General features: G+C 72.5%; 24 protein-coding genes. 9 read left to right on the forward strand and 15 right to left on the reverse strand.

The window, feature by feature from the left end; all coding sequences use genetic code 11:
• Window positions 1-55: 55 nt before the first annotated feature.
• The 6 genes from ASH01_RS05170 to ASH01_RS22825 all read right to left on the reverse strand — a co-directional run bounded on the left by ASH01_RS05170 (window position 56) and on the right by ASH01_RS22825 (window position 8,015).
• Window positions 56-3,205, reverse strand: a complete 3,150-nt coding sequence (locus ASH01_RS05170) for an ATP-binding protein (protein WP_056772144.1) — start codon at window positions 3,203-3,205, stop codon at window positions 56-58.
• Window positions 3,206-3,322: 117 nt separating this feature from the next.
• The gene (locus ASH01_RS05175) at window positions 3,323-3,775 is read right to left on the reverse strand and encodes a heat shock protein transcriptional repressor HspR (protein WP_056772738.1); all 453 of its coding nucleotides are present in this window, start codon (window positions 3,773-3,775) and stop codon (window positions 3,323-3,325) included.
• Between the two features lie 17 nt (window positions 3,776-3,792).
• Entirely contained in the window at window positions 3,793-4,803 is a 1,011-nt protein-coding gene (locus tag ASH01_RS05180; RefSeq protein WP_056772146.1) for a DnaJ C-terminal domain-containing protein, read from the reverse strand.
• A gap of 89 nt (window positions 4,804-4,892) precedes the next feature.
• On the reverse strand, window positions 4,893-5,588 hold the full coding sequence (locus tag ASH01_RS05185) for a nucleotide exchange factor GrpE (protein WP_056772148.1): 696 nt from the start codon (window positions 5,586-5,588) through the stop codon (window positions 4,893-4,895).
• Window positions 5,585-7,498: a molecular chaperone DnaK gene (gene dnaK, locus ASH01_RS05190; RefSeq protein WP_056772150.1), complete on the reverse strand. Its 1,914-nt coding sequence runs from the start codon at window positions 7,496-7,498 to the stop codon at window positions 5,585-5,587. The genes ASH01_RS05185 and dnaK overlap by 4 nt, the downstream gene beginning before the upstream one ends.
• Window positions 7,499-7,679: 181 nt before the next feature.
• The gene (locus ASH01_RS22825) at window positions 7,680-8,015 is read right to left on the reverse strand and encodes a hypothetical protein (protein WP_156415434.1); all 336 of its coding nucleotides are present in this window, start codon (window positions 8,013-8,015) and stop codon (window positions 7,680-7,682) included.
• Between ASH01_RS22825 and ASH01_RS05200 the strand changes: the two genes are divergently transcribed.
• A complete protein-coding gene (locus ASH01_RS05200; RefSeq protein ID WP_235509529.1) occupies window positions 8,008-8,991 on the forward strand; it encodes a PQQ-dependent sugar dehydrogenase in 984 nt (327 codons plus the stop codon). The two genes, ASH01_RS22825 and ASH01_RS05200, sit on opposite strands and share 8 nt — an antisense overlap.
• Before the next feature lie 34 nt (window positions 8,992-9,025).
• Window positions 9,026-9,373 carry a hypothetical protein gene (locus ASH01_RS23330; protein WP_056772156.1) on the forward strand — a complete coding sequence of 116 codons (348 nt, stop codon included), beginning with the start codon at window positions 9,026-9,028 and terminating at the stop codon, window positions 9,371-9,373.
• Between the two features lie 98 nt (window positions 9,374-9,471).
• Here ASH01_RS23330 and ASH01_RS05210 read toward each other — a convergent pair whose 3' ends face one another.
• From ASH01_RS05210 to ASH01_RS05220, 3 genes are read right to left on the reverse strand one after another with little or no spacing between them, the layout of a single operon-like run.
• Window positions 9,472-10,314: a hypothetical protein gene (locus tag ASH01_RS05210; RefSeq protein WP_056772159.1), complete on the reverse strand. Its 843-nt coding sequence runs from the start codon at window positions 10,312-10,314 to the stop codon at window positions 9,472-9,474.
• Between the two features lie 4 nt (window positions 10,315-10,318).
• Window positions 10,319-12,004: an alkaline phosphatase D family protein gene (locus ASH01_RS05215; protein ID WP_235508516.1), complete on the reverse strand. Its 1,686-nt coding sequence runs from the start codon at window positions 12,002-12,004 to the stop codon at window positions 10,319-10,321.
• Window positions 12,001-12,741 (reverse strand): dienelactone hydrolase family protein, encoded by a 741-nt coding sequence (locus tag ASH01_RS05220; protein ID WP_056772162.1) that lies wholly within the window; start codon window positions 12,739-12,741, stop codon window positions 12,001-12,003. Before ASH01_RS05220 ends, ASH01_RS05215 begins: the two co-directional genes overlap by 4 nt.
• A 49-nt stretch (window positions 12,742-12,790) precedes the next feature.
• Here ASH01_RS05220 and ASH01_RS05225 point away from each other — a divergent pair, with 49 nt between their 5' ends.
• Window positions 12,791-13,627 carry a DUF3626 domain-containing protein gene (locus ASH01_RS05225; protein WP_056772165.1) on the forward strand — a complete coding sequence of 279 codons (837 nt, stop codon included), beginning with the start codon at window positions 12,791-12,793 and terminating at the stop codon, window positions 13,625-13,627.
• Here ASH01_RS05225 and ASH01_RS05230 read toward each other — a convergent pair.
• The gene (locus tag ASH01_RS05230; protein ID WP_056772744.1) at window positions 13,594-14,244 is read right to left on the reverse strand and encodes a hypothetical protein; all 651 of its coding nucleotides are present in this window, start codon (window positions 14,242-14,244) and stop codon (window positions 13,594-13,596) included. The genes ASH01_RS05225 and ASH01_RS05230 overlap by 34 nt on opposite strands.
• A gap of 32 nt (window positions 14,245-14,276) precedes the next feature.
• Window positions 14,277-15,977, reverse strand: a complete 1,701-nt coding sequence (locus ASH01_RS05235) for an alpha/beta hydrolase (protein ID WP_056772167.1) — start codon at window positions 15,975-15,977, stop codon at window positions 14,277-14,279.
• 115 nt (window positions 15,978-16,092) lie between these two features.
• Between ASH01_RS05235 and ASH01_RS05240 the strand changes: the two genes are divergently transcribed.
• From ASH01_RS05240 to ASH01_RS05260, 5 genes are all read left to right on the forward strand, one after another.
• Entirely contained in the window at window positions 16,093-16,932 is an 840-nt protein-coding gene (locus tag ASH01_RS05240) for an alpha/beta fold hydrolase (protein ID WP_056772171.1), read from the forward strand.
• 85 nt (window positions 16,933-17,017) lie between these two features.
• On the forward strand, window positions 17,018-17,737 hold the full coding sequence (locus ASH01_RS05245; protein WP_056772174.1) for a DsbA family oxidoreductase: 720 nt from the start codon (window positions 17,018-17,020) through the stop codon (window positions 17,735-17,737).
• A 38-nt stretch (window positions 17,738-17,775) separates the two neighbouring features.
• Complete coding sequence (locus ASH01_RS05250; RefSeq protein WP_056772176.1) at window positions 17,776-18,183, forward strand: MmcQ/YjbR family DNA-binding protein; 408 nt, start codon at window positions 17,776-17,778, stop codon at window positions 18,181-18,183.
• Window positions 18,184-18,258: 75 nt separating this feature from the next.
• Window positions 18,259-19,050 (forward strand): CAP domain-containing protein, encoded by a 792-nt coding sequence (locus ASH01_RS05255; RefSeq protein WP_056772178.1) that lies wholly within the window; start codon window positions 18,259-18,261, stop codon window positions 19,048-19,050.
• Window positions 19,051-19,070: 20 nt separating this feature from the next.
• Entirely contained in the window at window positions 19,071-19,898 is an 828-nt protein-coding gene (locus ASH01_RS05260; RefSeq protein WP_056772181.1) for a 2-phosphosulfolactate phosphatase, read from the forward strand.
• Here the strand turns inward: ASH01_RS05260 and ASH01_RS05265 are convergent.
• From ASH01_RS05265 to ASH01_RS05275, 3 genes are all read right to left on the reverse strand, one after another.
• Window positions 19,891-21,495, reverse strand: coding sequence for a GntP family permease (locus ASH01_RS05265; protein ID WP_082619402.1), 1,605 nt, complete (start codon window positions 21,493-21,495; stop codon window positions 19,891-19,893). The two genes, ASH01_RS05260 and ASH01_RS05265, sit on opposite strands and share 8 nt — an antisense overlap.
• Window positions 21,495-22,034, reverse strand: a complete 540-nt coding sequence (locus ASH01_RS05270) for a gluconokinase (RefSeq protein WP_056772184.1) — start codon at window positions 22,032-22,034, stop codon at window positions 21,495-21,497. The genes ASH01_RS05265 and ASH01_RS05270 overlap by 1 nt, the downstream gene beginning before the upstream one ends.
• A 144-nt stretch (window positions 22,035-22,178) precedes the next feature.
• A complete protein-coding gene (locus ASH01_RS05275) occupies window positions 22,179-23,561 on the reverse strand; it encodes an NAD(P)/FAD-dependent oxidoreductase (RefSeq protein ID WP_056772750.1) in 1,383 nt (460 codons plus the stop codon).
• A 152-nt stretch (window positions 23,562-23,713) separates the two neighbouring features.
• Between ASH01_RS05275 and ASH01_RS05280 the strand changes: the two genes are divergently transcribed.
• A complete protein-coding gene (locus ASH01_RS05280; RefSeq protein WP_056772187.1) occupies window positions 23,714-25,069 on the forward strand; it encodes an aspartate aminotransferase family protein in 1,356 nt (451 codons plus the stop codon).
• 18 nt (window positions 25,070-25,087) lie between these two features.
• Here ASH01_RS05280 and ASH01_RS05285 read toward each other — a convergent pair whose 3' ends face one another.
• Entirely contained in the window at window positions 25,088-25,846 is a 759-nt protein-coding gene (locus ASH01_RS05285) for a YqjF family protein (RefSeq protein WP_200961748.1), read from the reverse strand.
• Between the last annotated feature and the right edge of the window lie 7 nt (window positions 25,847-25,853).

Raw genomic sequence — 25,853 nt, forward strand, 5'->3', positions numbered from 1 at the left:
GCACGCACGCGACCTCCGGAGCCGGGCCCCGGAGGTCGCGTCTCGACAGCGGCGGTCAGGCCTGGTCGGGGTCCTGCCCGCTCTCGACGACGCGCGCCGCGATCTCGCGCAGCTTGACGTTGCGGTTGAGCGAGGCCTGCCGCAGCATCTCGAAGCTCTGTGTCGCCGTGATGCGGTGGCGCTCGATGAGGACGCCGACGGCGTGGCCGATGAGCCGGTGGCTCTCGATGGCCTGCTCGAGCTGGTGCTCCTTCTGCGCGCGCGCCTGACGCGCGACGACGCGGTCGACGGCCTGGCCGAGCGACTGCGCGAGCAGGTCGCCGACGATGAGCTCGTCGCTCGAGACGAGACGCGGCTCGTCGAACTGCACCCAGGTCCGGCAGTCCGACTCGTGCGCCGTCGGGAGGAGCAGCAGGCCCTCCCGCTTGTCGCCGACCAGGACGTCGTGGCGGTGCGGCGAGGAGTCGAGCCCCTGCCGGATGCCCGGTTCGAGGTCGCCGACGGCCACCCGTCCGCGCGGGGACAGCACGACCGGCTGCCCCTTCGTCGGTGAGACGCGCAGGGTCACCGCACCGTCGAAGAGCACGGTGAAGCCGGTGACGGCCGTGGCGAGCACCTGGTCGAGCTCCTCCGCCGTGGCGAGGTCGACGGCGATCCGGGCGGCGAGCTCGCGCCGCAGACGGGACTCGCGCTCGCGCGTCTCGTCCCGGACGACGACGATGACGAAGCCGTCGTGCTCCGCCGTGCCCGGCACGCCCGCCGACCGGACGTGGACCCAGGCCTCACCGCCGCCGCGCCGGAGGATGCGGTAGCGGTCGTCCTCGACGGGTCGGCCGGACTGGAGCAGCTCCATGCGTCGCTGGTGCTGGTGGTGCTCGTCGGAGGACTCCGACTCCGGGATCCACCACGGGTACGGCGGCACGAGCGGACCGTCCGCGAGCGACCAGCCGAAGGTCCGGGTGAACACGTCGTTGACCTGGACGACGAGGCCCTCGGCGTCGACGACGACGAACGGCTCCTGGATGGCTCCGAGGATCGCCCGCAGCCACGCGGCGTCGCGCGACCGCGATCGCGCCCGCACGAGATTGGCGGCGAGGCGCGCGCGGAGCTCCTGGGGCTGGAACGGCTTGATGACGTAGTCGTCGGCACCCTCGAGCAGCCCGGTGGTGCTGGCCTCGACGCCGGCCCGCGCGGACAGCAGGACCACGGGAAGGTCGCGCAGGCTCGCGTCGGCCCGGATCTCGCGCACGAGGGTCAGGCCGTCCATGCGGGGCATCATGACGTCGGCGAGGACGATCGACGGACGTCGGGCGCGCAGGTGCTCGAGGGCCTCGACCCCGTCGCGCACCGACACGACGTCGTAGTCGACGACGCAGTGGCGCGCGATGTAGTCGCGCATGTCGTGGTTGTCCTCGACGACGAGCAGGGTCGGACGCACGCCGTCCGGCCGCGTGGCCGGTGACATCGGGCCGGGGAGCTGCTCGGCGTCCGCGGACGACGCCTGCATCTCGGCCGCGACCGCGTCGCGCACGACCCAGCTGTTCGCCTCGTGGATGAAGGACTCGGCCGAGCGCGGCGTGATCGAGGGGCGCAGCGCGGCCCGCTCCGCGGGCCGGCCCCACGGGAAGGACACGGTGAAGGTGCTGCCCCTGCCCTGCCGTGACTGCACGGCGACGCGGCCGCCGAGCAGGTCGACGAGCTGGCGCACGAGCGACAGGCCGATGCCGGCGCCCTCGCGCGATCGTCGGTCGTCGCCGCGGTCGAGCTGCCGGAAGCGGTCGAAGACGAGGTCGAGGTCCTTCTCGGCGATGCCGATACCGGTGTCGGTGACCGAGACGGCGAAACCGGTGTCGGTCCCGCCCAGGTGGAGCGAGATGCGTCCGCGCGCCGTGAACTTCAGGGCGTTCGACAGCAGGTTCAGCACGATGCGCTCGAACATGTCGACGTCGACGTAGGCCTCGTGGTCGAGGTCGTCGCACACCACCTCGAACTCGAGTCCGGTGCGCTCGATGGCCGGGCGGAAGTTCGCGCCGATGCCGGTGACGAGCTCCTCCACGTCGGCCAGGACCCAGTGCGGCTCGACGGCCCCGGCCTCGACCCGCGTGAGGTCGAGGATGCGGTCGACGAGGCCGGCGAGACGGTCGGTGTTGCGGCGGATCAGCTCGAAGCGCTGGCGCTGCTCGGGGTCCAGGCCGTCGGCGGTGAGGGCGTCCTGCACCGGTCCGGCGATGAGGGTCAGCGGCGTGCGCAGCTCGTGGCTGACGTTGGCGAAGAAGTCGGACTTGGCGACGTCGAGCTCGGCCAGTGCCTCGGACCGGTGACGCTCCTCCTGGAGACGGCGGATGCCGCTCAGCGCCATCGCGACGTGCGCGGCGCACAGCTCGGCGTAGACCTGGAGCTGGGCGTCCCACGGGCGTCGGGGGTTCTCGGTCAGCAGCAGGTGCGCGGTGGGCTCGAGCAGCCCGGGCTCGACGACGGGCACGACGTGCACCGTCCGGCCCTCGTCGTCGACCCCGTCAGGAGCCGGGTCCCCCGGCGCGCACCAGCGCAGGTCGATCGAGAGGTGGTCGAAACCGTCCGAGCGGAGCACCTCGAGGGCACGACGGCGTACGTCCTCGGCGTCCTCGGCGTCGGCCAGCGAGGCGAAGAGCCGCGACGCGACGTCGGCGCGGCGCTCGGCCACCACCTTCGCGGTGGTCTCGGTCGCGACGTTGAGCACGCCGACGACGGAACCCGAGTCGTCGTGGATGGCGCCGTAGGACCACGTGAAGTAGGCCTCCTCGAGGTAGCCGGCGCGGTCGACGACGAGCAGCTCGTCCTCGACCCACGTCGCCGGGCCGCCACTGGTGACCCCCTCGAACATCGGGCCGATGACGTCCCAGACCTCGGGCCAGACGGCCCGCACCGGCCGCGCCCACGCGTCGGGGTGCTTGCTCTCGCCGAGGAGGGTGCGGTAGCCGTCGTTGTAGAGCATGAGCAGGTCGGGTCCCCAGCAGACGAGCATGGGGAAGCGCGACGACAGGCAGACGTCGACGAGGATCCGCAGGTTCGCGGGCCAGGACTCGACCGGCCCCAGCGAGGTCGCCGACCAGACGGTGCGCAGGAAGAGGTCACGCATGCTCGTCGGGGACGAGGGCACGCCGAGGCTCGAGGCGTTCGTCGTGGGGGCGCCGGGCAGGGCGCCCTCAGGGTGGTGCGGGGTCACACGACCTCCGGGACTGGGGTCAAGAAGCTGCCTCCGGCGGCATTCCACAACGGCGCGCCCCGTCTGCTTGAGGCGAGCACAGTCTGACACACGAGCACCGCCTCGGGCGGCGGAGACCTAGCGCTCGGGCCGCCACACGACGAGCGCCTGCGACGACGGGGCGCGAGGCGGGCGCTGGCCGGGTCGGACCGCCACGACCTCGCCACGTGGACCGACCGCGAAGACCCGGGCGCCGGCCGACAGAGCCGCCTGGGCCGCCGCCAGGTCGGCGGCGAGCTCCTCGACCCGTGACCGGAGGGCGGTCACGTGGTTCTCGAGGTCGAGGATGCGCTGGATGCCGGCCAGCGAGACACCCTCCTGTGACAGGCGCTGCACGTCGCGGAGCAGCTCGACGTCGCGCGCGCTGTAGCGCCGCCCGCCCCCGCGCGTGCGCGACGGGGAGACGAGGCCGAGCCGGTCGTACTGCCGCAGCGTCTGCGCGTGCATGCCGGCCAGCTCGGCCGCGACGGAGATGACGAAGACGGGTGCGTCGTCGTCGTGCCCACCGGGGCGGGCGCTCTTGCGGGCCATCGTCGTCACCTCGCTCGTCAGGCTCGGGCGCGCTGGAAGAGGTCGGCCCGGGGGTCGTGGCCGTTCTCGGCCGCAGCCATCCGCTCGATGGCCTCGCGGGCCTCGTCGGTCAGCCGTTGCGGCACGACCACCTGCACGCGGGCCAGCAGGTCGCCGGCGTGGTCGCCCCGCTTGACGCCGCGCCCCTTGAGCCGCAGGACGCGGCCGCTCGGGGTGCCCGGCGCCACCTTGACCTTGACCGACCCGCCGTCGAGCGTCGGGACCGCGACGGTCGCGCCGAGCGCGGCCTCCGCGAAGGTGACGGGCAGGTCGAGGGTGAGGTTGTCGCCCTCACGTCCGTAGACCGGGTGCTTGTCGACCCCCACCGTGAGGATGAGGTCACCGGCCGGCGCGCCGGGGTCGCCCTGGCGACCCTTGCCGCGCAGGCGGATCCGCTGCCCGTCCTTGACGCCCGCAGGGATGCGGGCATTGATGCGACCGAGGTCGGGGGAGCTGAGCGAGACCGTCGAGCCCTCGACGGCGTCGCGGAAGCCGATGCGCGTGTTGGCCTGGACGTCGGACCCGGGGCGCGGACCTGCCGTCGCGCCGTAGCCGCCGTAGCCGGCGCCGGGTGCACCCCCGCCGAACATCTGCCCGAGGATGTCCTCGAGGTTGGGCTGGCCGCCGGCGCCACCGGTGTCGAAGCGCACGCGCTGCCCACCGGGACCACCCGCCCCACCGAAGGCGGAGAAGATGTCCTCGAAACCGGCGCCCTGGCCGCCCGCGCCGCCCGCGGTGAAGCGGGCACCGCCGTGCGACATGGCCCGGATCGCGTCGTACTCGCGCCGCTTCTCGGGGTCGGACAGGACGGCATACGCCTCCCCGACCTCCTTGAAGCGCTCCTCGGCCTTGGGGTCGCCGACGTTGTGGTCGGGGTGCATCGTGCGCGCGACCTTGCGGTACGTCTTCTTGATCGTCGCGGCGTCGGCGTCCTGGGGCACGCCGAGGATCGCGTAGAAGTCCTTCTCGAACCAGTCCTGACTAGCCATGGCGCACCTCCTCGTTCACGGTGACTCTCACGCTGCTCCCATCATCGGGTATGCCGCCGGGCTGCGTGCGCAGCCCGGCGGCGGACGTCTCAGGCGGGGTCGGCAACCGAGACCCGGGCGGCGCGGACGAGACGGTCGCCGATGCGGTAGCCCGGCTGGAGCACCTGGACGACGGTCGTGCCGGTCGCCCCCTCGGGCAGCTCGGCCTCGACGTGCATGAGTGCCTCGTGCACGTTGGGGTCGAACTCCTGTCCGGCCTCGCCGACGCGCTCGACGCCGAAGCGACCGAGGGTCGCCTCGAGCTTGTCGGCGATCGCGGCGAAGGGGCCACCGGCGAGGTCGCCGGCCTGGCGGGCCATGTGGATGTCGTCGAGGACCGGGAGCAGGGACTCGACGACGCTGCCGACCGCGGTGTGGCGGATGACCTCGCGGTCGCGGTCGACGCGCTTCTTGTAGTTGACGTACTCGGCCTGCAGCCGCTGCAGGTCGGCGAGCAGCGTCGCGGCCATGGTGTCCTCCTCGGCGAGGGCCACGCCCTCGGTCTGCGAGGACTCGCCGGCGTCGCCGGTCTCGTTGGAATCGGTTGCGGTGTGGTCGAACTCGTCCTCGCCACCGGGCTCGGACGACGCGCCTGCGCCGCCCTCGTAGTACGTGTGGTGGCGCTCGCCGTGGGCGGAGTCTGCCCGCGGCGGGGTGCCGGCGGCGTCGCCGCCGGCACCCGTCGCGCCCGTCGCGGTCACGTCAGGCTGCTCGCCGGGCGTGCCGTGCTTCGGGGACTCGGTCACTTGGCTTCCTTGGCCTCGTCGTCGTCGACGACCTCGGCGTCGACGACGTCGTCGTCGGACGCGCCGGACGCACCGGGCGTGGTGTCGTCGGCAGGAGCGCCGTCCTGCGCCCCGGCGGCACTCGCAGCGTTCGCGGAGGCCTGCTCGGTGGCGTACACGGCCTGGCCCATGGCCTGCGACTTCGTGTTGAGGTCCTCGACCTTCGCCTTGATGTCGTCGGCGCTGGCCTCGGACCCCTCGGCGATGGAGGCCTTGAGGTCGGCGAGCGACTCCTCGACCGGCGTCTTGACGTCGGCCGGGACCTTGTCGCCCGACTCCTTGAGGAAGGACTCGGTCGAGAAGACGAGCTGCTCGGCCTGGTTCCTCACCTCGGCCTCCTCGCGACGCTTCTTGTCCTCGTCGGCGTGCGCCTCGGCGTCCTTGACCATCTTGTCGATCTCCTCCTTCGACAGGGCCGAGCCGCCGGTGATCGTCATCTTCTGCTCCTTGCCGGTGCCCTGGTCCTTGGCGGAGACGTTGACGATGCCGTTGGCGTCGATGTCGAAGGTGACCTCGATCTTCGGCACACCGCGCGGCGCCGGCGCGATGCCGGTCAGCTCGAAGGTGCCGAGCGACTTGTTGTGCTGCGCGATCTCACGCTCACCCTGGAAGACCTGGATGAGGACCGACGGCTGGTTGTCGTCGGCGGTGCTGAAGATCTCGGAGCGCTTCGTCGGGATCGCGGTGTTGCGCTCGATGAGCTTGGTGAACAGGCCACCCTTGGTCTCGATGCCGAGCGAGAGCGGCGTGACGTCGATGAGCAGGACGTCCTTGCGCTCACCCTTGAGGACACCGGCCTGCAGGCTCGCGCCCATGGCGACGACCTCGTCGGGGTTGACGCCCTTGTTGGGGGCCTTGCCGCCGGTCAGCTCGGTGACGAGGGCGGTGACGGCCGGCATGCGGGTGGAGCCACCGACGAGCACGACGTGGTCGATGTCCGCGACCTTGATGCCGGCGTCCTCGATGACCTTGTGGAACGGCGCCTTGGTGCGGTCGAGGAGCGACTTGGTCATCTGCTCGAACTGCGCGCGGGTGAGGTTCTCGTCGAGGTGGATCGGGCCCTCGGGCGTCATCGAGATGTACTGCGCCGAGATGTTGGTGCTCGTCGCGGTGGAGAGCTCCTTCTTGGCGCGCTCGGCCTCGTCGCGGAGGCGCTGCATCGCGATCTTGTCCTTGGACAGGTCCTGGCCGGTCTTGTTCTTCACCTGCGTGATGAGGTGCTGGACGACGACGTCGTCCCAGTCGTCACCACCGAGGTGGTTGTCACCGTTGGTGGCGCGCACCTGGATCGTGGCGAAGCCGTCCTCGGCGTCCTTGCCGACCTCGAGGAGGGACACGTCGAACGTGCCGCCACCGAGGTCGAAGACGAGGATGAGCTCGTCCTCCTTGCCCTTGTCGAGGCCGTAGGCCAGCGCGGCCGCGGTGGGCTCGTTGACGATGCGCAGGACGTTGAGGCCCGCGATCTCACCGGCCTCCTTCGTGGCCTGGCGCTCGGCGTCGTCGAAGTACGCGGGGACGGTGATGACGGCGTCCGTGACGGTCTCACCGAGGTAGGACTCGGCGTCGCGCTTGAGCTTCTGCAGGATGCGCGCGCTGATCTCCTGGGCGGTGTAGGTCTTGCCGTCGATCTCGGGCGACTTCCAGTCGGTGCCCATGTGGCGCTTGACCGAGCGGATCGTGCGGTCGACGTTCGTGACGGCCTGGCGCTTGGCGACCTCGCCGACGAGAACCTCGCCGTTCTTGGAGAACGCGACGACGGAGGGGGTGGTGCGCCCGCCCTCGGCGTTCGCGATGATGCTCGGCTCGCCGCCCTCAAGGACGGAGACGGCCGAGTTGGTGGTACCGAGGTCGATTCCGACGGCACGTGCCATGGGTGACTCCTTGATGATCTAGGTGGAGACCGTGGTGCTGGTGGTCCGGGTGAAACAGGTCCTCGCTCAATCTGCTCCCGCTCCGACGTGATTGTCAAAACCGGACTCGCAAATCTTGCGTTCACCCGACTCAACTCTGGGCTCTCGCGGATTGTTCCCGTCCGAGACACAGTCTTGGTGGCTAGCGTCGTGACCGGAGGTGCCTCATGCCGACGCACACGACTCGCACCGCGCTCGCCTCGACCGTCGCTGTCGGCCTGAGCGCGCTCTCGCTGGCCGCCTGCTCCGCCGGCGCGCCGAGCACCGCCGGCGCCACCTCCGCGGGCACGTCCTCGACGTCGTCTCCGGCCGCCTCGACGGTGGCGACGACCAGCGCGACCACCTCCCCGATCACCTCCCCGACCACGGGGACGACGCGTACGCCCTCGGCGACCTCGAGCGGGCCGGCCACCCCGACGGCCGCGCCGGCCACCTCGACGCCGGGCCGGGCGACCGGGACGGCGACGGTGGTGCGCACCCTGGCCACCGGGATCGACGTGCCGTGGGGCCTGGCCCGTCTGCCCGACGGGACCGTCCTCGTCTCGGCGCGCGACAGCTTCCGGGTCTACCGCCTCGACGTCGCAGCGGCCCGGCTGGCCCGGGTCGGCACGGTGCCGGGCGTCGTCTCGAACGTCGCACAGCAGGGTGAGGCTGGCCTGCTCGGCATCGCCGTCTCGCCCACCTTCACCCGCGACCACCTCGTCTACGCCTACTACTCCACGGCGGGCGACAACCGCATCGCGGCGATCCCGTGGGACCCGTCCGCGCCGGCCGGTCGCCAGCTCGGGACGCCGCGAGTGCTCGTCAGGGGCATCCCCCACAACGTGCACCACAACGGCGGCCGGATCGCGTTCGGGCCGGACGGCTACCTCTACGCGACGACCGGGGAGGCGCAGCAGCCGGCGCTCGCCCAGGACAGGGGCTCGCTCGGCGGCAAGATCCTGCGGATGACGACCGCCGGGCGCCCGGCCCCGGGCAACCCGTTCGGGACGCTCGTGTGGTCCTACGGCCACCGCAACGTCCAGGGCATCGCCTGGGACGCCGCCGGTCGCCTCTGGGCGTCCGAGTTCGGTGACCACAGCGAGGACGAGCTCAACCTCATCCGCCCCGGCCGCAACTACGGCTGGCCGCAGACGGAGGGGCGCACGAGCCGGGCGGGCATCACGGGCCCGGTCGCCCAGTGGGGCCCACCGGAGGACTCGCCGAGCGGCATCGCGATCGCGCAGGGATCGGTGTGGATGGCGGCCCTGCGCGGGCAGCGGCTGTGGCGCATCCCCCTCGACGGCTCGGCGACCACGGGGACGCCCCAGGACTTCCTCGTCGGTCGCTACGGGCGGCTGCGCAGCGTGCTCGCCGTCGGATCGGACACCCTGCTCGTGACGACGAGCAACCGCGACGGGCGGCAGAGCCCGGGGGCGGGGGACGACCGCATCCTGCTCGTCCGGGTGATCTGAGCCTCCTCAGATCGACAGGCTGGACGTCGCCGGCATGGTCCTGTTCGCCGTCACGCTGACCGCGCTGCTGCGCTTCCTCATGGAGCCCGCGGTGACGCACTGGCCGCTGCTGCTCGTCGTCGCCGTCGCCGGCGCGGGACTGGTGGTGCAGGGGCTCATCGGCCTGGCCAACCAGAACGCCCTCTACCGTCAGGCCGACCCCGACCGCCTGGGCTCGTCCGCCGGCCTGCTGCGCACGTTCATGTACCTCGGCGCCATGCTCGCCGCCGCCGCCAACGCGGCAGCCTTCCCCGACCGCGCGGCCCACGAGCACGGCTACCACGTGACGCTCGCGACCGACGCGATGACCGATCTCGACGCGCGTCCCACGAGAGCTCCGTGACGCGGATCTTCCCGCGCCTCGGCGAGACCGCCACGACCGACGAGGTCCTCGTCCTGCTGCCCTGAGCCACGGCGACGCGCCGCGGCCGCCCCCGACCCCTAGGCCCCGACGACGCGTCGCTGCTCGAATGCCGCCCGCAACGGGCCGACGTCGGCCTCGGGCACCCGCTCGTGCGCGAGGTCGTACGTCTCCTCGACGAGGGCGACCAGGGTCGCGACCGCGTCGTGCGGGGACGCGACGAGGAGAGACCGGATGCGCTCGACGAGACGGTCGGGCCGGTGGGCGAGCAGGGTCGCCTCGCGGTCCAGCCACTTGTGGAAGGGATGGGGCATCCACACCCGGTTGACGGCGAAGAGCGCGTCGAGCACCCCCTGCACGCCGTCGAGCAGGTCGCGGTGGAGCAGCACGACGTCGTCCCGGGCCCCAAGCATCTCGAGCCGCTCGCGGGGCCTCAGGTCGAGGGCCTCGAGCACCTGGGCGACGGCCAGCGCCTCCGGGTAGACGTCGCACCGCGTCCGCCACGCCTCGATGACCGCGTGGCCGTGCAGGGGTATGCCGTCGCGCAGGGCCGTGACGCGCACCTGCAGCTCCGCGTCGGTGTCGCCCGCGAGCACGCGGTCGAGATAGGTGTCGATGGTCGACGTGACGAAGCCGCTGACGTCGGTCTTGACACCGCCGACGAGCAGGCCGTCGGCCCACTCGTGGTCGTCCTCCTCCGCATAGACGCGGGTGAGCCCGGCGCCCTCGATCGCCGCCTCGCGGTCGGCGACGGTCGGCGGGGAGGACCAGTAGACGTCGAGCTCGATGTCGGACGACGCGTCGGCGAGCCCGCGCGCCACGGACCCGCCGATGAGCGCCGCTGCGACCTTGGGGTTCGCGGCATACGCCCGGACAGCCCTGCGCGCCAGCGCAATCCGCCGGTCGACATCGTCCACGGACATCCCGTCAACCTGCTGCAGGGATGCGCACGCTCGACACCGTGGTCAGCACCGGGTGGGCGTCGTCGCCGTCGCGGATCTCACCACCGCGCCAGACGATCGAGAGGTCCCGACCCTGGACGGTGAGCTCGGCGAGACAGTTGTCGAACCACGGACCGTCGGTGACCGCCCACGGGTAGGCGGGGTCGGGCACGTGCTTCGAGCGCTCGGCGACGAACCGCATGGGGCGCACCAGCCCACGGGCGAACGCGGACATCATGACGCGCACCATCCGCGGCATGGGGTTGCGGATCGGCGAGCAGACGGCCTGGATGACGCGGGACGTCGCGCCGTGGCGGGTCCTCGCGTCGACGACCTCGGCGACGTAGGAGTTGTGGACGTCGCCGGAGAGGAAGACGACGCTGGCCGGAGCCGCACCGCGCTCGCCCCGCGCCACCTGCATCACCATGTCGAAGACCTCGACGAAGCCGTCGTTGAAGGCGGCCCAGTGCTCGAGGTCGATGGACTGCCGGACCTTCTCGGCCCGGTCGGCGACGACACGTCCGTGGGTGCCCATGGCGAGCACCTCGTCGATCGCCTCGAGGTCGTGCAGCCCGGGAGGGAGCATGAACGGCAGGGACGTCCCGATGAGCAGGTGCTCGACGTCGCCGGTCAGCTGCTCGTCGAGCCAGCTCATCTCGTCGGGGTCGAGCATCGAGCGGTGCTTCGGCTCGAGGACCCGGGCGGCGCGCGAGTCGACGACGACGAGCCGGACGTCACCGAGGTCGCGCCGGAAGCTCCAGCGGTACACCTCGGGGTGGCGGTCGGAACGGCGGGCGAGGTCGAAGACGGCCTCGGTCAGGTCGAGCTCCTCCCCGCCGGGGTCGGCACCGGCGATGACCTGCGCGTAGATCTCGTCGTCGGCGAGCTGCGACGGCGAGAGGTTGCCGATGTGCTGGTAGACCCAGTACGAGGAGAGGCCGCCCATGAGCCGCTCGTGCCACCACGGGGTGCGGTTGATCTCCTCGTGCCAGGTCCACGACGTGTTCCAGTCGTCGCGGATGTCGTGGTCGTCGAAGATCATGCAGCTCGGCACCGTCGAGAGGAGCCAGCGGTTCGCTGCGTCACCCCACGCGAGCCCGTAGAGGTGGGCGTACTCCTCGTAGTCCTTGATCTCCTCACCCGGTGGCTCGGTGATGTCGCGGCGGGAGGCGATGAACTCGCGCATCGCCTCGGACGTCTCGTCGGCGTAGACCTGGTCACCGAGGAAGGCCACGAGGTCGGGCCACACCTCCTCGCCCCGGGCCAGGGCGAGCGCGAGCGTGCGCAGCGCGTCGACGCCGTTGGTGCGGTGCCCCTCATGGTCGTGCGGCACGGTGGTGCGGCAGGAGCCGAAGAGCAGCCGCGTGGATCGGCCGCGGTCGATGGTGCGGATGCGTGGGGGTGGGAAGGCGCTGTCGGGCTGGGGCCAGACCGGTGTGTCGTCGATGCTGACGGTGTAGTCCCACGACCCGCCCGGCTCGAGGCCATCGACGGCGACGAGCGCGTAGTGGTGGCCCTTGACGGCGAAGGTCGGGGCCGTCCAGTCGCGGCCGTCGGCGTGCACCGCGACGACTCCCGCACCGGAGGTTTCGACCCACACCGTCGCATCGGTCTCACCGATGTAGCGCAGCATCGGGCCGAGGACGAGCGGCGCGATCTCGTGGCCGGTCACGACGGCAGGTTCTCGTCGAAGAAGGCGAGCGTCCGGTCCCACGCGTCGGCCGCCACCTCGGCGTTGTACTTCGACGGCGAGGTGTCGTTGAAAAAGGCGTGCCCGACGCCGTGGTAGACCCGCGCCGTGAAGTCGACGCCCGCCTGCTCCATCCGTGCCTCGAGCTCGGGCACCCCGTCGGTGATGCCGTGGTCGTCCTCGCCGTAGAAGGCGAGGACGGGGCACCCGATCGTCGCAGGGTCGGCGTTCTCGGGGAAGTGACCGTAGAAGGGCGCCGCCGCGCGCAGCCGCGGGTCGGCAGCCGCGAGGGCGAAGGCGTACGTCCCGCCGAAGCAGAAGCCGACGACGCCCACCCGGCCGTCGACGCCCGGCTCGTCGACGAGCGCGTCGACGACGGCGCGCAGGGCCGGCACCGCCCACGCGGCGAACTCCGGCTGCCGCGCCGGCGTGGTGGCCGCGCGCATCTGCGGCTGGGCCGCGAGCCGGTCCTCCTCCGACGCGCTGAACATCAGCTCGAAGATCCGCGCACCCACCTCGGGCGTCAGTCCGACGTGCCCGAGCAGGTCGGGCGCGACGGCGACGTAGCCCTGCGCCGCGACGCGGTCGGTGACGTCCTTGACGTGGTCGGCCAGACCCCAGATCTCCTGGATGACGACCACGGCGCCGCGCGGCGTCCCGGTCGGGTCGGCGCGGTACGCGGTGAGGTCGTGGTCGGGGAAGTCGATCATCGTGCCCATGCCCCATTCCTACCCCCTGGCGCCGGGTCGCGGGTGTGAGGATGGCGTCGTGCCCACCCAGCCCGCCGCCGTCACGAGGGCGCTCGCGCACGTGCGCGGCCTCTCGACGGGACGCCCGCTCGACCCGACGTTGCGCGTCACCCTCAACTTCCACCCGGACCGGCTCGTGCGCGGCGAGCCGATCCTCGCCGTCATGGCCCGCGACGGCGTCTACCGCTCCCAGTTCGAGACGGGCACGGGCAACGGTGGGCTGACGGCGCACCCCGGTGGTGACCGGTGGCGCTGGGAGAGCCGGATCTTCGGCGGCGCCTACGACGACGCCGAGCCGGCGCTGCGGCCGAAGTACGGCGCCCTCGACCTGCACCGGAGCCCGTACGGCGCCGCGCCACGCTTCGGGTCGGCCCACGTGCGGCTGGCGGCGCACACGCTGGACCGGACGACGTTCTGCTTCCCCGACAGCGTCTTCGAGCCCGAGCACTTCGGCACCGCAACGGCCTTCGCGCTCGGCGAGCATGCCGAGGCCGCTGACCACGACCTCCTCGACGACTACGTCGAGGCCCACGCCCACGGGGTGCTCGACCTCGCCCGTGACGTCGAGGCGCTCGTGCTCGACCCCGGTTATCGAGGCACCGACGTCGAGGCCGACGCGCTCCGGCTCGGCGTGCCCGTCGAGTGGCACCCGGGCTACCGGCTCGACGTCGGGACCCTCCGCGCCCACCCGGGCTACCGCGGGCCGGAGTTCGTCGCGCTCGGTGAGTCGCTCGCCGTCGACGGCGTCGTCACCCCGCAGGTCATCGGGGACGCCTCACGAGCAGGGCGGCACGACGAGCAGTCCCTCAAGCGGGTCTGGCACTACGTCGCGCGGTTCGGATCCGCTTCTGCCTGAAGGGTGCCTGCCTCGTCGCCGGTGACCACGGTCGTCACGACCGATGTCACCGACGGGCGGCGAGGCGTCGACGAGAAGCCGAACCGGCAGGGCGGGTCGACCGGCGCGAGGCCACCCAACACCGCACCGTCGAAGCAGCCGTCGAGCGCCGTCACCGCGTGCAGGTCGGTGGCTCCGTAGAACTCCTGACGGCCCTCGAGCGCCGTGCCGCGGGTGCGGACCCCGCGCAGGACGACCCGGGCGACAGGGTCGACGACCGTCGCCCACCTCGGACTCGACGCGACGCGCGCGGGCACGGCCCGCAGGAGCCGGCCGAGCGGCCTACGCCCTCCGACCGTGAGGTCGAGGGACAGGGAGGGCGAGCTGACCTGCCAGCGGTCGCGGCCGGCGCGCACGGTGATCGGCTCGAGGCGCACCTCGTCGAAGGCGTACGTCGCCTCGATGAACGCCGCGACCGCCGGGGTCGGGGCGACGAGCACCCGGTGCCCGTCGGCCGTCTCGACCATCGCGTCGCCGAACGACCCGAGCGGCGTGCGCAGCCACGACCCGACGACGACCCGGACGCCGGACGTGGAGCCGACGCCGGCGATCTGCCCGTGGAAACGCTGCGCTGGCACGGTCCGAGCGTAGGTCAGCCGCGGAGCCGCACTCACTCGACCCGCGAGACGGTCTCCTCGATCCCTGCGACGAGCTTCGAGTAGTCGTCGGTGGGCGAGCCGCCGAGGACCGAGCCCCACGCCGGGACGAGCTCGGGACCGTAGCGGTGGCCGTAGCCGTCGGGCGGGTCGTGGCCGACGGCCATGTCGGTGGTCAGCTGCCAGAACGTCACGAACGGGATCCACGTGACGTCGGGGTTGACGTCGTGACCCCGCGGCTCGCGCAGCCAGTCGGGCTCGGCGCCGAGCAGGGCCGGGTTCCACCAGACGACGGGGTCGGACGGGTGCTGGGCGTAGACGAAGCGCGGGAAGTCCCAGGCGCCGTAGTCGCGACCGTAGTAGTCGTGGGTCAGCTGGTCGCCGCTCGCCGCGAAGCGGATGTGCAGTCCCGCGTCGACGACCGGGACGATCGCGGGCGACCCCTCGTTGCGCCGGGCCGTCAGCGACTCCGCGATGTCGGTGAAGCTCGGGGTCCCCACCCAGACCCCGCCCTGGGCGCGCGCGAGCATGTCGTCGGCGTCGGTGAACGCCGCCTGGCCGCCGTAGGACCCGAGCGACTCCCCGCCGACGACGAGCTGCGGACGGTCGTCGGGCGGCAGCGTGCGCCACACGGCATACACCTTGTCGAAGAGCGCCTTGCCCGCCTCGCGAGGGGTGTCGCGGTCGGTCATCATCGACATCGCGCTGGGCAGGTAGGAGTACTGCATCGCAGCGACCGCGCTGTCGCCGTTGCTGAGGTACTCGACGGACTGGGCCGACCAGTCGTCGACCCACCCGGTGCCCGTCGTCGTGAAGACCGCGAGCACCCGGCGGTTGAAGGCCTTCGTGCGCTGCAGCTCGGCGACCACGGCGTCGGCGACGTCGTTCACCGTGCGCCCAGGCGTGCGCCCGGCGTAGACGCGGATCGGCTCGATGGCCCCGCGGTCGGTCGCCGCGGTGATCTGTGCCGGCGTGGGCGCGCTCGTGACGAACATCTGGCCCTGGAAGCCGAGGCTGTCCCACGACTCGAGCGACCCCGGACCGCCCGACCGCAGCGGCGACGTCGGCGCGGCCCGACCGGTCGGGGCGGTGTTGACCTGGGCCGCGACGCCGGCGAAGGCCTGCATGCCGCGGTGGAAGAGCACGCTGTCGGTCACCCACGCCGCCGCGAGGGCCACGACGACGACGGCGGTGAGCGTCGCGATCGTCTTGGGCAGCACGTGACCGGCGGCCTCGGCGAGCTGGTGGGTGGCCCCGCGCAGACCCCGCGCGATCGCGAGGAAGAGGACGGCGACGACGGCCGCGAGCGCGAGCGCCAGGGCCCAGTCGAACGGGTCGAGGGGCGTCAGCCGGACGAACGCCGCCGTGCGCGCCTGCGAGCGCACGTTGGCGACCGTCAGCCCGAGGACCGCCACCGCCCCGAAGAGCGGCGCTGCGACGAGCAGCCAGTGCCGGGCCTCCCCGCTCACCGTGACGTGCAGGTCGATGAGGCGCGCCACCCGACGGACGACCCACGCGACGAAGACACCGAGCGCGTAGCCGACCACGGCGCACAGGCCGCTGATGAGGCCCTGGTAGTACCACGTGCGCGGCAGCAGGCTCGGGGCCATCGACGTGAGGAAGTAGGCGGCGCCGAAGAACAGCCCGGTGCGCGACACGTGCCACCAGGCCCGGCTCGCGCCGGGCTGGATGCGCTGGTCGGACACGTCGGGCATGGATCCACAGTAGGTCGCCCCGCTGTCGCGCCGCCTCGGGTTTGGCCCCTAGGTGACGACCCCGACCCGGGCACCCTGCCGGGCACCCGTCGGCCCGCCGGGGCACGATGGGGACATGCGAGCCCTCGAGAGCCGGATCACGACCTACAGCCGCGACGGGCTGCGCTTCGACGTGACCGACGCGGGGCCGCTGGGCGGTGACCTCGTCGTGCTGCTCCACGGCTTCCCGACCGACCGCACGAGCTGGGACCGGGTCGCCGCCCGGCTGCACGAGGCGGGGCTGCGCACCCTCGCCCCGGACCAGCGCGGCTACTCCCCCACGGCCTGCCCGCCGGGCCGGGACGCCTACCGCCTCGACGAGCTCGTCGCCGACGTCGTCGGTCTCATCGAGGCCTCCGGGCGGGAGCGGGTCCACCTCGTCGGCCACGACTGGGGCGGCGCCCTGGCTTGGCTCGTCGCCGGCAACCACCCGACCCGCATCGCGTCGCTGACCGTCCTGTCGACGCCGCACCCGGCCGCGATGTCGCGGGCCTGGCGGTCCGGCACCGAGCAGAAGCGCAAGTCCTGGTACATGGCGGCCTTCCAGGTGCCGCGGCTGCCCGAGCGGGCCCTCGCCGCCCGCTTCGACCGCCTCATGGCCCGCTCGGGCCTCCCGGCCGCCGACCGGAGCAGGTATGCCGTCCGGCTCGGTCACGCCGAGGCGCTCACCGGGCCGATCAACTGGTACCGCGCGGCCCGGCACTCCGGCGTCGCGGCACACCGCGTCGAGGTGCCGACGACCTACGTCTGGGGCTCGCGTGACCCTTTCCTCGGCCGGACCGCGGCCGAGCTGACCCACGAGCACGTGACGGGCGACTACGAGCTCGTCGAGCTCGACGCGGGGCACTGGCTGCCCGAGACCCGGGATGCGGAGTCCGCCGCGGCGATCCTGCAGCGGGTCGCGCGAGCCGGCTGAACGGCATACGCCCGCTCACCCGGAGGGTGACCGACGCCTCGCCCGGTGCGGGGAACACGGGCGCGCGCGGGTAGGTTGCACGACCGTGAAGATCGACATCTGGTCCGACATCGTGTGCCCGTTCTGCTACCTCGGCAAGCGCCGCCTCGAGGGCGCGCTCGCGCAGTTCGAGCACGCCGACGAGGTCGAGGTGACATGGCACAGCTTCGAGCTCGACCGCAACGCCGAGCCGGCGTCGGAGGTCGCGCTCGTCGACCTCGTCGCCGCCAAGTACGGCACGACGCGCGAGCAGGCGGTCGCCCAGCACGAGTCGATGGCCTCGGCGGCCACCGAGCTGGGTCTGACCTTCAACTGGGAGCACGCCCGCTACGGCAACACCTTCGACGCGCACCGGGTCGTCCACCTCGCCGCCGAGCAGGGGCTGGCCGACGCCGCCCACGAACGGCTCATGCGCGCCTACTTCACCGACGGCCTCGCGGTCGGCGACCGCGACGTCCTCGTGCGGCTCGCGACCGAGATCGGTCTCGACGGCGACGTCGTGCGGGAGATGCTCGAGTCCGACGACTACGGCAACCACGTGCGCAGCGACGAGGCCACGGCCAAGATGCTCGGCATCGAGTCGGTCCCCTTCTTCGTCCTCGACCGGAAGTACGGCGTCTCCGGCGCCCAACCCGTCGAGGTCTTCACCCAGGCCCTCGAGACCGCGTGGTCGACCCGGCACGAGGTGCCGGAGCCGGTCCCTGCCGGCGGCGGGTGCGGCGGCGGCTGCGGCGCGGGTGGCTGCGGCGGGGTCTGCGGCGCCTGAGGCACCTCTGAGGGGTGCCGCGGCCCTACCGTGGTCGGGTGGCGCACCCCCTGATGTTCGACGGCGCGGACCCCTATCTGGCCCGGGTCCGCGAGATCTGCCTGGCGCTGCCGGGCGCCGACGAGAAGGTGTCGCACGGGCGGCCGAGCTTCTTCACGACGAAGGTCTTCGTCACCTACGGCGGCACCGTCAAGGGCGACCACGACCCGGAGCCCTACCGCCAGTCCGTCCTCGTGCTCCCCGACGCCGGCGAGCGGCCGGCCCTGCTCGGTGACGGACGCTTCTACGACCCTGCCTACGTGGGTCCGTCCGGCTGGGTCGGGCTCGACCTGCGTGCGTGCGGCCCGCCGGAGGAGGTCGACTGGCAGGAGGTCGCCGAGCTCGTCGACGCCTCCTACCGGCTGACGGCACCGGCCCGCCTCGTGCGCGAGCTCGACGCCGGCTGAGCGCGGGCGCGCCCATCGTCCTCCCGCGGCCGCGGGGCGCGTAAGGTACCGCTCGCTGGACGACGAAAGGCGCACATGGGACGGCACACCGATCCCGCGGCCATGGGGTCGCGGCGCGCCGCGGTGGTGACCCTGACGCTGTCCGCGCTGCTCGTCATGGGCGGCTTCGCGATCCTCCACGAGTCCGGTGGGCTGCGTCCCGGCCACCGGTCGACACCCTCCACGCCCTCGGTGCCGGTGGTCACCCCGAGCAGCCGCGTCGCCGACGCCACCGAGCCCGGACGCACGCCCTCGACGCCGGCGACGACACCATCGACCTCGACGTCGACGTCGTCACCCCAGCCCTCGCTCACCACCCGCGCCCCGGCTCCTCTCGTCACCGCCCCGCAGCCGGCTCCGACCTCCTCCCCGCAGCCGTCGGGAACGGCCGGCCCGACGAGCCCGATCGGTCCAGCGCCCTCGACGAGGCCGGCGCCGCCGGAACGGGCCGGCGTCGCCCGGCAGGTCGTGGCCCTCGTCAACGTCGAGCGATCCCGCGCCGGCTGCGGCCCGGTGTCGGCGAACGCCGCCCTCCGGCACGCCGCGCAGGGTCACAGCGACGACATGGCGAGCCGCGACTACTTCTCGCACACGAGCCCCGACGGGGTGACCTTCGCCCAGCGGATCCGCGCCGCGGGCTACGACGGCGGCGCCATCGCCGAGAACATCGCGGCCGGCCAGACGAGCGCCAAGGAGGTCATCCGCGCCTGGATGGCGAGTCCCGGGCACCGGGCGAACATCCTCGACTGCGCCTACCGGGACCTCGGCGTCGGCTATGCGACGGGCGGCACCTACGGCACGTACTGGACCCAGACGTTCGGCGGCTGAGCCACCCCTAGGTTGGTGCCATGCAGCCGTGGCACGCGCAGGACCGGCACGTCGTCCGACTCGACTGGGGACCCGGCGCCGCCGAGGCCCAGACGGCGTATGCCGTCGCCGCGGGCTCTCCCGTGTGCGCGGTCGTCGTCGACGTCCTCAGCTTCACGACGTGCGTGTCCGTCGCCGTCGACGCGGGCATCCGGGTGCACCCCTACCGCTGGAAGGACGGGTCGGCCCGGGCCTTCGCCGACGGGGTGGGCGCGACGCTCGCCCGAGGTCGGTCCGAGGCCCGCGTCGACGGCGGGGTCAGCCTGTCCCCGGCCTCGATCCGTGCGGCCGGACCGCTGGGCGACCTCGTCCTGCCCTCGCCCAACGGCTCGACGACCACCGCCGTGCTGGCCGGCGCCGGGGCCGACGTCGTGGCGGCCTCGCTGCGCAACCGCGCTGCGGTGGCCGGCTGGATCGTCGACTGGCTCGACGCGTCCCGGCGGTCGCACGGTCCGGCGTCGCAGCCGGCGGTCCTCGTCGTCCCGAGCGGTGAGCGCTGGCCCGACGGGTCCCTGCGCCCGGCCGTCGAGGACCTGTGGGGTGCGGGAGCGGTCGTCGCCGCCCTGGCCGGCCTCCTCGAGCACCGAGGCGGACCCCTCCTGCTCAGCCCCGAGGCCGAGGCCGCCGGCGCGGCGTGGCTCGCCGTGGAGCACCGGGTCGACGAGGCCCTGCACGCGTGCGCGAGCGGCCTCGAGCTCGTCGAGCAGGGCTGGCCCGACGACGTGGCGGTCGCGGCCGAGCTCGATGCGTCGTCGCTCGTGCCGGTGCTGACGGACGGCGCCTACACCGGACGCACCTCGGTCAGGTGACGATGACGCTGGCCACCATGACGAGGGCAAAGCCGAACACCGAGATGACGGTCTCCATGACGGACCACGACTTGATCGTCTCGCCCACGGTCAGACCGAAGTACTCCTTGACGAGCCAGAACCCGGCGTCGTTGACGTGTGAGAAGAACAGCGAGCCGCATCCGATCGCGAGGACGAGCAGCGCGAGGTGGTTGGCCGACAAGGTCGGCGCGAGCGGCGCGACGATGCCCGCCGCGGTGATGGTGGCGACCGTGGCCGACCCCGTACCCAGCCGGATGAGCACAGCCACGAGCCATCCGAGCAACAGCACCGAGATGCTGACGCCCTCGGCCCAGTCCTTGATGACGTTGCCGACCCCGGCGTCGATCAGCGTCTGCTTGAACCCGCCACCGGCGGCGACGATGAGGATGATGCTCGCGATCGCGGGCAGCGCGGACCCGACCGAGTCGCTGACCTGGCCCTTGTTCAGGCCCGACCCGAGGCCCAGGGCGATGTAGCAGTAGAGCACCGCGATGAGCAGGGCGACGATGGGAGTCCCGATGAAGTCCATCGTCTGGCGGACCCCGGTCTCCTCGTCGGTGACGAGAAGCTTGGTGATGGCGTCGACCAGCATGAGGACCACCGGCAGGGTGATGCCGATGATGGCCGTCGCGAAGCCGACGCGCTTGCGCCCGGGCGCCAGCGGTTCCTCGAAGGAGCCCAGCCCGCGGTTGGCGCCGGCATCCTCACCGGTGGCCCCGCGCCGAGCGCCGCCGGTCTCAGGGCCATCGTCGCCGGAAGGACCTGCGACCGCGGTCCCGCGGCCCGTGGCCCGAGCGCCGGCGGGCACCGCGGTCCGGGACGCGGCGGTTGCGCCAGCGGATGCCGTGCCGAGCAGCACGAGGTCGTCCGCCGACTTGGGCACCCACCGGTCGACGAAGCGCGCGAGCAGCGGTCCGGCCACCACCACGGTCGGTATCGCGATGATGATGCCGAAGATCAACGTGCGCCCGAGGTCGGCGCTGAGCAGACCGATCGCGGTCAGCGGGCCGGGGTGCGGCGGCACCAACCCATGAAGCACCGAAAGCCCTGCCAGGGCAGGGATGCCGACCTTCATCAAGGACAGCCCTGTTCGTTGGGCCACGAGGACGACCACCGGCACGAGCAGCACCACGCCCACCTCGAAGAACAACGGCAACCCGAGGATGGCAGCGATGGCTGCCATCACCCAAGGCAGCCGACCCGGCCCGACGCGTCCGACCATCGTCCCGACGATCCGGTTGGCGCCGCCGGAGTCCTCGAGCAGCTTGCCGATCATCGCCCCGAGCGCGATGAGGATGCCGACGGCCCCGGCCGTCGTGCCAAAGCCGGCCACGAAGCTCTTGACCGTCTCACCGGCCGGCATCGTCGCGACGGCTCCAAGCACCGCCGACCCGAGCATGAGCGACAGGAACGGGTGGACCTTCGCCCACGTGATGAGGACGACGACGGCGAGGATGCCGAGGATGCACGCCGCGACGAGCTGCGCGTTACCGGCATACACCGGGGGCGCGTCGGCGGCCGGCAGTCCGCCCGGAATGGCCGTGGACACTGCAGCGGGAACTGCGATCAGAGACATCAGGCGTGCTCCTTCCGGTGGCCGAGGGCGGTCAGCGCCCGGTCCAGGACCTGAGCGGCGCTCCCCTCGTTGGTGATGGTCACTCCGGGCTCGTCTTCTTCGAGCGGCTCGAGCGTGGCCAGCTGGCTGGGCAGCAGGGACGGTGGCATGTAGTGGCCAGGGCGGTGCTCCATCCGCTCCTGGATGACATCGGACTCCGCCGTGACGTGCAGGAACCGGACGTGTGGTCTGCCCTCGCGGAGCAGGTCGCGGTAGACACGGCGCAGGGCCGAACACGTCACCACCGCCGACTCGCCCCGGCTCTCCTTGCGCGAGATCCACGCCCCGATCGCCTCCAGCCACGGCCAACGGTCCTCGTCCGTCAGCGGCGTGCCGCTGCGCATCTTCGCGACGTTGGCCTCGGGATGAAAGGCGTCGCCCTCGGCGAACTCCCACCCGAGGACGGTCGACAGACCCTTGGCAACCGTCGACTTCCCGCTCCCGGAGACTCCCATGACGACCACCACGTCGGGGTCGGGACCGCTCTCGCTGTCCAGCATTCTCCGAACCTAGCGCGCCGTCGCATGACGGAGGCCGTTGTGGCGGCGGGCATCTGGCAGGGTTCGGTGACACCGACGCGGAGCCCGGGTGCCACCGGACAGGTGTTGGGGTCACCGGTGGCCGCCCATCGAGGCAGATGGCAGCTACTGGCCGAGCGCCGTCCAGAAGGCCGAGGCGGCCCGGGAGGGGCGGCCGGTGCGGCGCTCCGACCAGTCGGCCGAGGTCATGAGCGCGGTGACGGCGTTGACGCCGAGCCAGCGCAGCGGCTCGGGCTCCCAGTCGCGCGACGTGCGCCCCGCCCAGGGCAGCGTCGCCAGGCCCTCGGGGTCGTCGCCGCGGATCATCGCGGCCAGCGTGCGGCCCGCGAGCGCCGAGGTGGCCACGCCGTCACCGACGTAGCCGCCCGCGAAGGCGAGGCCGGTGTGGCGGTCGTGACGGACCGACGGGAACCAGTCGCGTGGCACGCCGAGGTTGCCGCCCCAGGCATGCGTGAAGGTGACGCCGTCGAGGACGGGGAAGAGCTCGAGGAGGATCCGGCGCAGGGCTGCGTGGACGCGCTCGTCGCGGTCATAGAGCGGGGAGACCTTGGACGCGTAGTGGTAGGGAGCGCCTCTGCCGCCGAAGGCGATCCGTCCGTCCCGGGTGCGCTGGCCGTAGATCGTCAGGTGCCGGTTGTCGGCGAAGGTCGTGCGCTTGTCGAGGCCGATCTGCGCCCAGGTGTCGTCCGGCAGCGGCTCCGTCGCGGTCATGAGCGAGTAGATCGGTGCGATGGCGCGGCGGCGACCCGCGACGGTCGGCGTGTAGCCCTCGGTCGCGAGCACGACGTGCTCGGCACGCACCGTGCCGTGCGGCGTGACGACGCGTCGGCTGCGCACGTCGACGGCCGTCGTGCGCTCGTGGACGACGACGCCGCGGCGCTCGACGGCATCGGCGAGCCCGCGGACGAGCCGCGCCGGGTGGATGGCCGCGCAGTGCGGGGTGAACGAGCCGCCGAGCGCGTCGCTGACGCCGGCGACCGCGGTGACCTCGTGCGCGTCGAGGAGACGGTGGTCGTCCTCGCCGAAGCCCCACTCGCGATGGTCGGCGACCTCCTCGCGGACCCGTTCGAGCTGGGCCGGGTTGCGCGCGACCGAGAGGTAGCCGCCCTGGTCGAAGTGGCAGTCGATGCCCTCGGCGTCGGCGATCCGGCCGACGTCGGCGACCGTGTCGTGGAGCAGGTGCTGCATCCGCACCGCCGCGTCGCGCCCGCGCTCGGCGGCCATCCGCTTGAGCGACGCGGGGAAGAGGGCCGAGCACCAGCCACCGTTGCGGCCCGAGGCGCCGAAGCCGGCCACCTCCTTCTCGATGACGGCGACCCGGATCGTCGGGTCGGCAGCGACGAGGTGGTAGGCCGTCCACAGGCCCGTGTAGCCGGCCCCGACGACGGCGACGTCCACGTCGATGTCGGTGTCGAGCGACGGGCGCGGCTCGATGTCGTCGATCGTGTCGTGCCAGAGGCTGAGGCCGCGGTAACCGCTCGGGGGCATGGGCGGGATCATGCCACCTCCCAGGCCTTCCGCAAGCCCTGGGAACCTGTGCCTTTTCGCTTGAATCCCCTTCCAACACCTACGGAATCCGCGGTCCGGCGAGGTTTGGGCCATCACTTCCGCCGCGTCGCTCGGCGGGGCATGATGCGGGCATGAGCACCGTGGATCGCGCCCGTCTCGCCGAGCTGCACGCCCGAGAGCGGACAGCCTTCTCCGGGGCGCGGCCACGCTCCCGGGCCCTGGCCGAGCAGGCGGCCGCACACATGCCCGGCGGCGTCCCGATGAGCTGGATGGTCAAGTGGCCGGGCGACTTCCCGGTCTTCGTCGAGCACGCCGAGGGGGCGCACTTCACGTGCGTCGACGGCATCGACCACGTCGACCTCTGCCTCGGTGACACGGGGGCGATGATGGGGCACTCCCCCGCACCGACGGTCGAGGCCGTGACCCGTCAGCTCTCCCGCGGGATCACGACGATGCTGCCCACCGAGGACGCCATCGCGGTCTCGACCGGCCTCGCCGAGCGCTTCGGTCTGCCCTACTGGCAGTTCACGCTGACCGCCACGGACGCCAACCGCCACGCGATCCGCTACGCCCGCCACCTCACCCGTCGCAGCAAGGTCGTCGTCCACAACTGGTGCTACCACGGTTCCGTCGACGAGGCCTTCGCGACGCTGGGCCCGGACGGCTCGACGGTCGACCGGCGCAGCAACATCGGCGCCCCGGTCGACACGTCGGAGACGACGCGGGTCGTCGAGTTCAACGACCTCGAGGCGCTCGAGCGCGCCCTGGCCCACGGCGACGTCGCGGCGATCCTCGTCGAGCCGGCCCTGACCAACATCGGCATCGTGCTGCCCGACCCCGGCTACAACGAGGGCGTGCGCGAGCTCGCCACCCGCTACGGCGCAGTGCTCGTCAACGACGAGACGCACACGATCTGCGCGGGCCCCGGCGGCTACACCGGCGCGCACGGTCTCGATCCCGACCTGCTCGTCATCGGCAAGTCCATCGGTGGCGGCATCCCCTGCGGCACCTTCGGTTTCACCCGGGACATCGCCGACCGGATCGCTCGTTCCATCGAGCTCGAGGACATCGACGTGGGCGGCATCGGCGGTACGCTCGCCGGCAACGGGCTGTCGATGGCGGCCATGAAGGCCACGCTCGAGCAGGTCATGACGGCCGAGGCGTTCGAGCACATGGTGCCGCTCGCCGACGCGTGGGCCGACGGGGTGCAGGCCGGCATCGACGCGGTCGGTGCCGACTGGCACGTCACGCGGCTCGGCGCGCGGGCGGAGTACAACTTCTCGGGTCGACCCTCGCACGACGGCCAGGAGGCGCACGACGCCGACGACTTCGAACTGCAGCAGTACCTCCACCTCTACGCCCTCAACCGCGGGATCCTCCTGACGCCCTTCCACAACATGGCGTTGATGAGCCCGGCCACGAGCGCCGCCGACGTCGAGGCGCACACGACGATGTTCGGCGAGTGCCTCCACGAGCTCTTCGCCTGAGCCGTCACGACCTGGGCGTCACGCCACCCGGGCCGGGCGCCCGAACCGCGTGGCCACTCCGGGTGACCACAACGCGCGCAGCCGCGGCCCGGCCGGGGTGACACCGCTCGCCCCGAGAAGGTCGTCGGCGAGCTCGACGACGTCGGCGGCATACAACGGCCACGGCCCGTGCTCGTTGGGCACCCAGAGCGTGCGCCCGGCGACGCGGGTGTGGGCGCCCCAGCGGGCCGTGAGCCAGGTCTCGAGCGGCGTCGGCTCGACCGGCTCACCGACGCGGACCGTGAGGAGGCTGCGCAGTCCGCGGGCCGGGGCTCGGCGCCGGCTCGTGTAGGTCACGACGTCACCGTCGCGGCGCAGCCGCATCCGGGCCCACGTGTAGGGGATCCCGAGGCCGGCGCGAGCGCCGAGGACGACGAGGGCGCGCTCGGTCTCGAGCGAGCGGAAGAGCACACCGTGCCGCCCGGCGTCGTCGACCGAGTAGAGCCGGATGTTCGTCTCGAGGAAGCTGCCGAGCCAGGGCAGCCGAGGTGAGGGCGCCCGACCGAGCCGCATGCCGTCCATGACGAAGGGGACGAGCGCGACGTACGTGCGCCCGTCGGCGAAGACGTCCGGGCGCGTGCCCGCAGGGAAGAGGTGGCGCACGGAGCCCGGGTCGACGGGCCAGTGGACGAACGTCAGGTCACGCCAGATCTGGTCGAAGACGACGGGCGGGCGCAGCGGCGGGGGCGCCACGGGATAGCCGTCCATCGACGGGACGGCATCCACGGGCAGGTCCACGACCCCA

Source organism: Terrabacter sp. Soil811, from assembly GCF_001429655.1.
Lineage (GTDB): Bacteria > Actinomycetota > Actinomycetes > Actinomycetales > Dermatophilaceae > Terrabacter.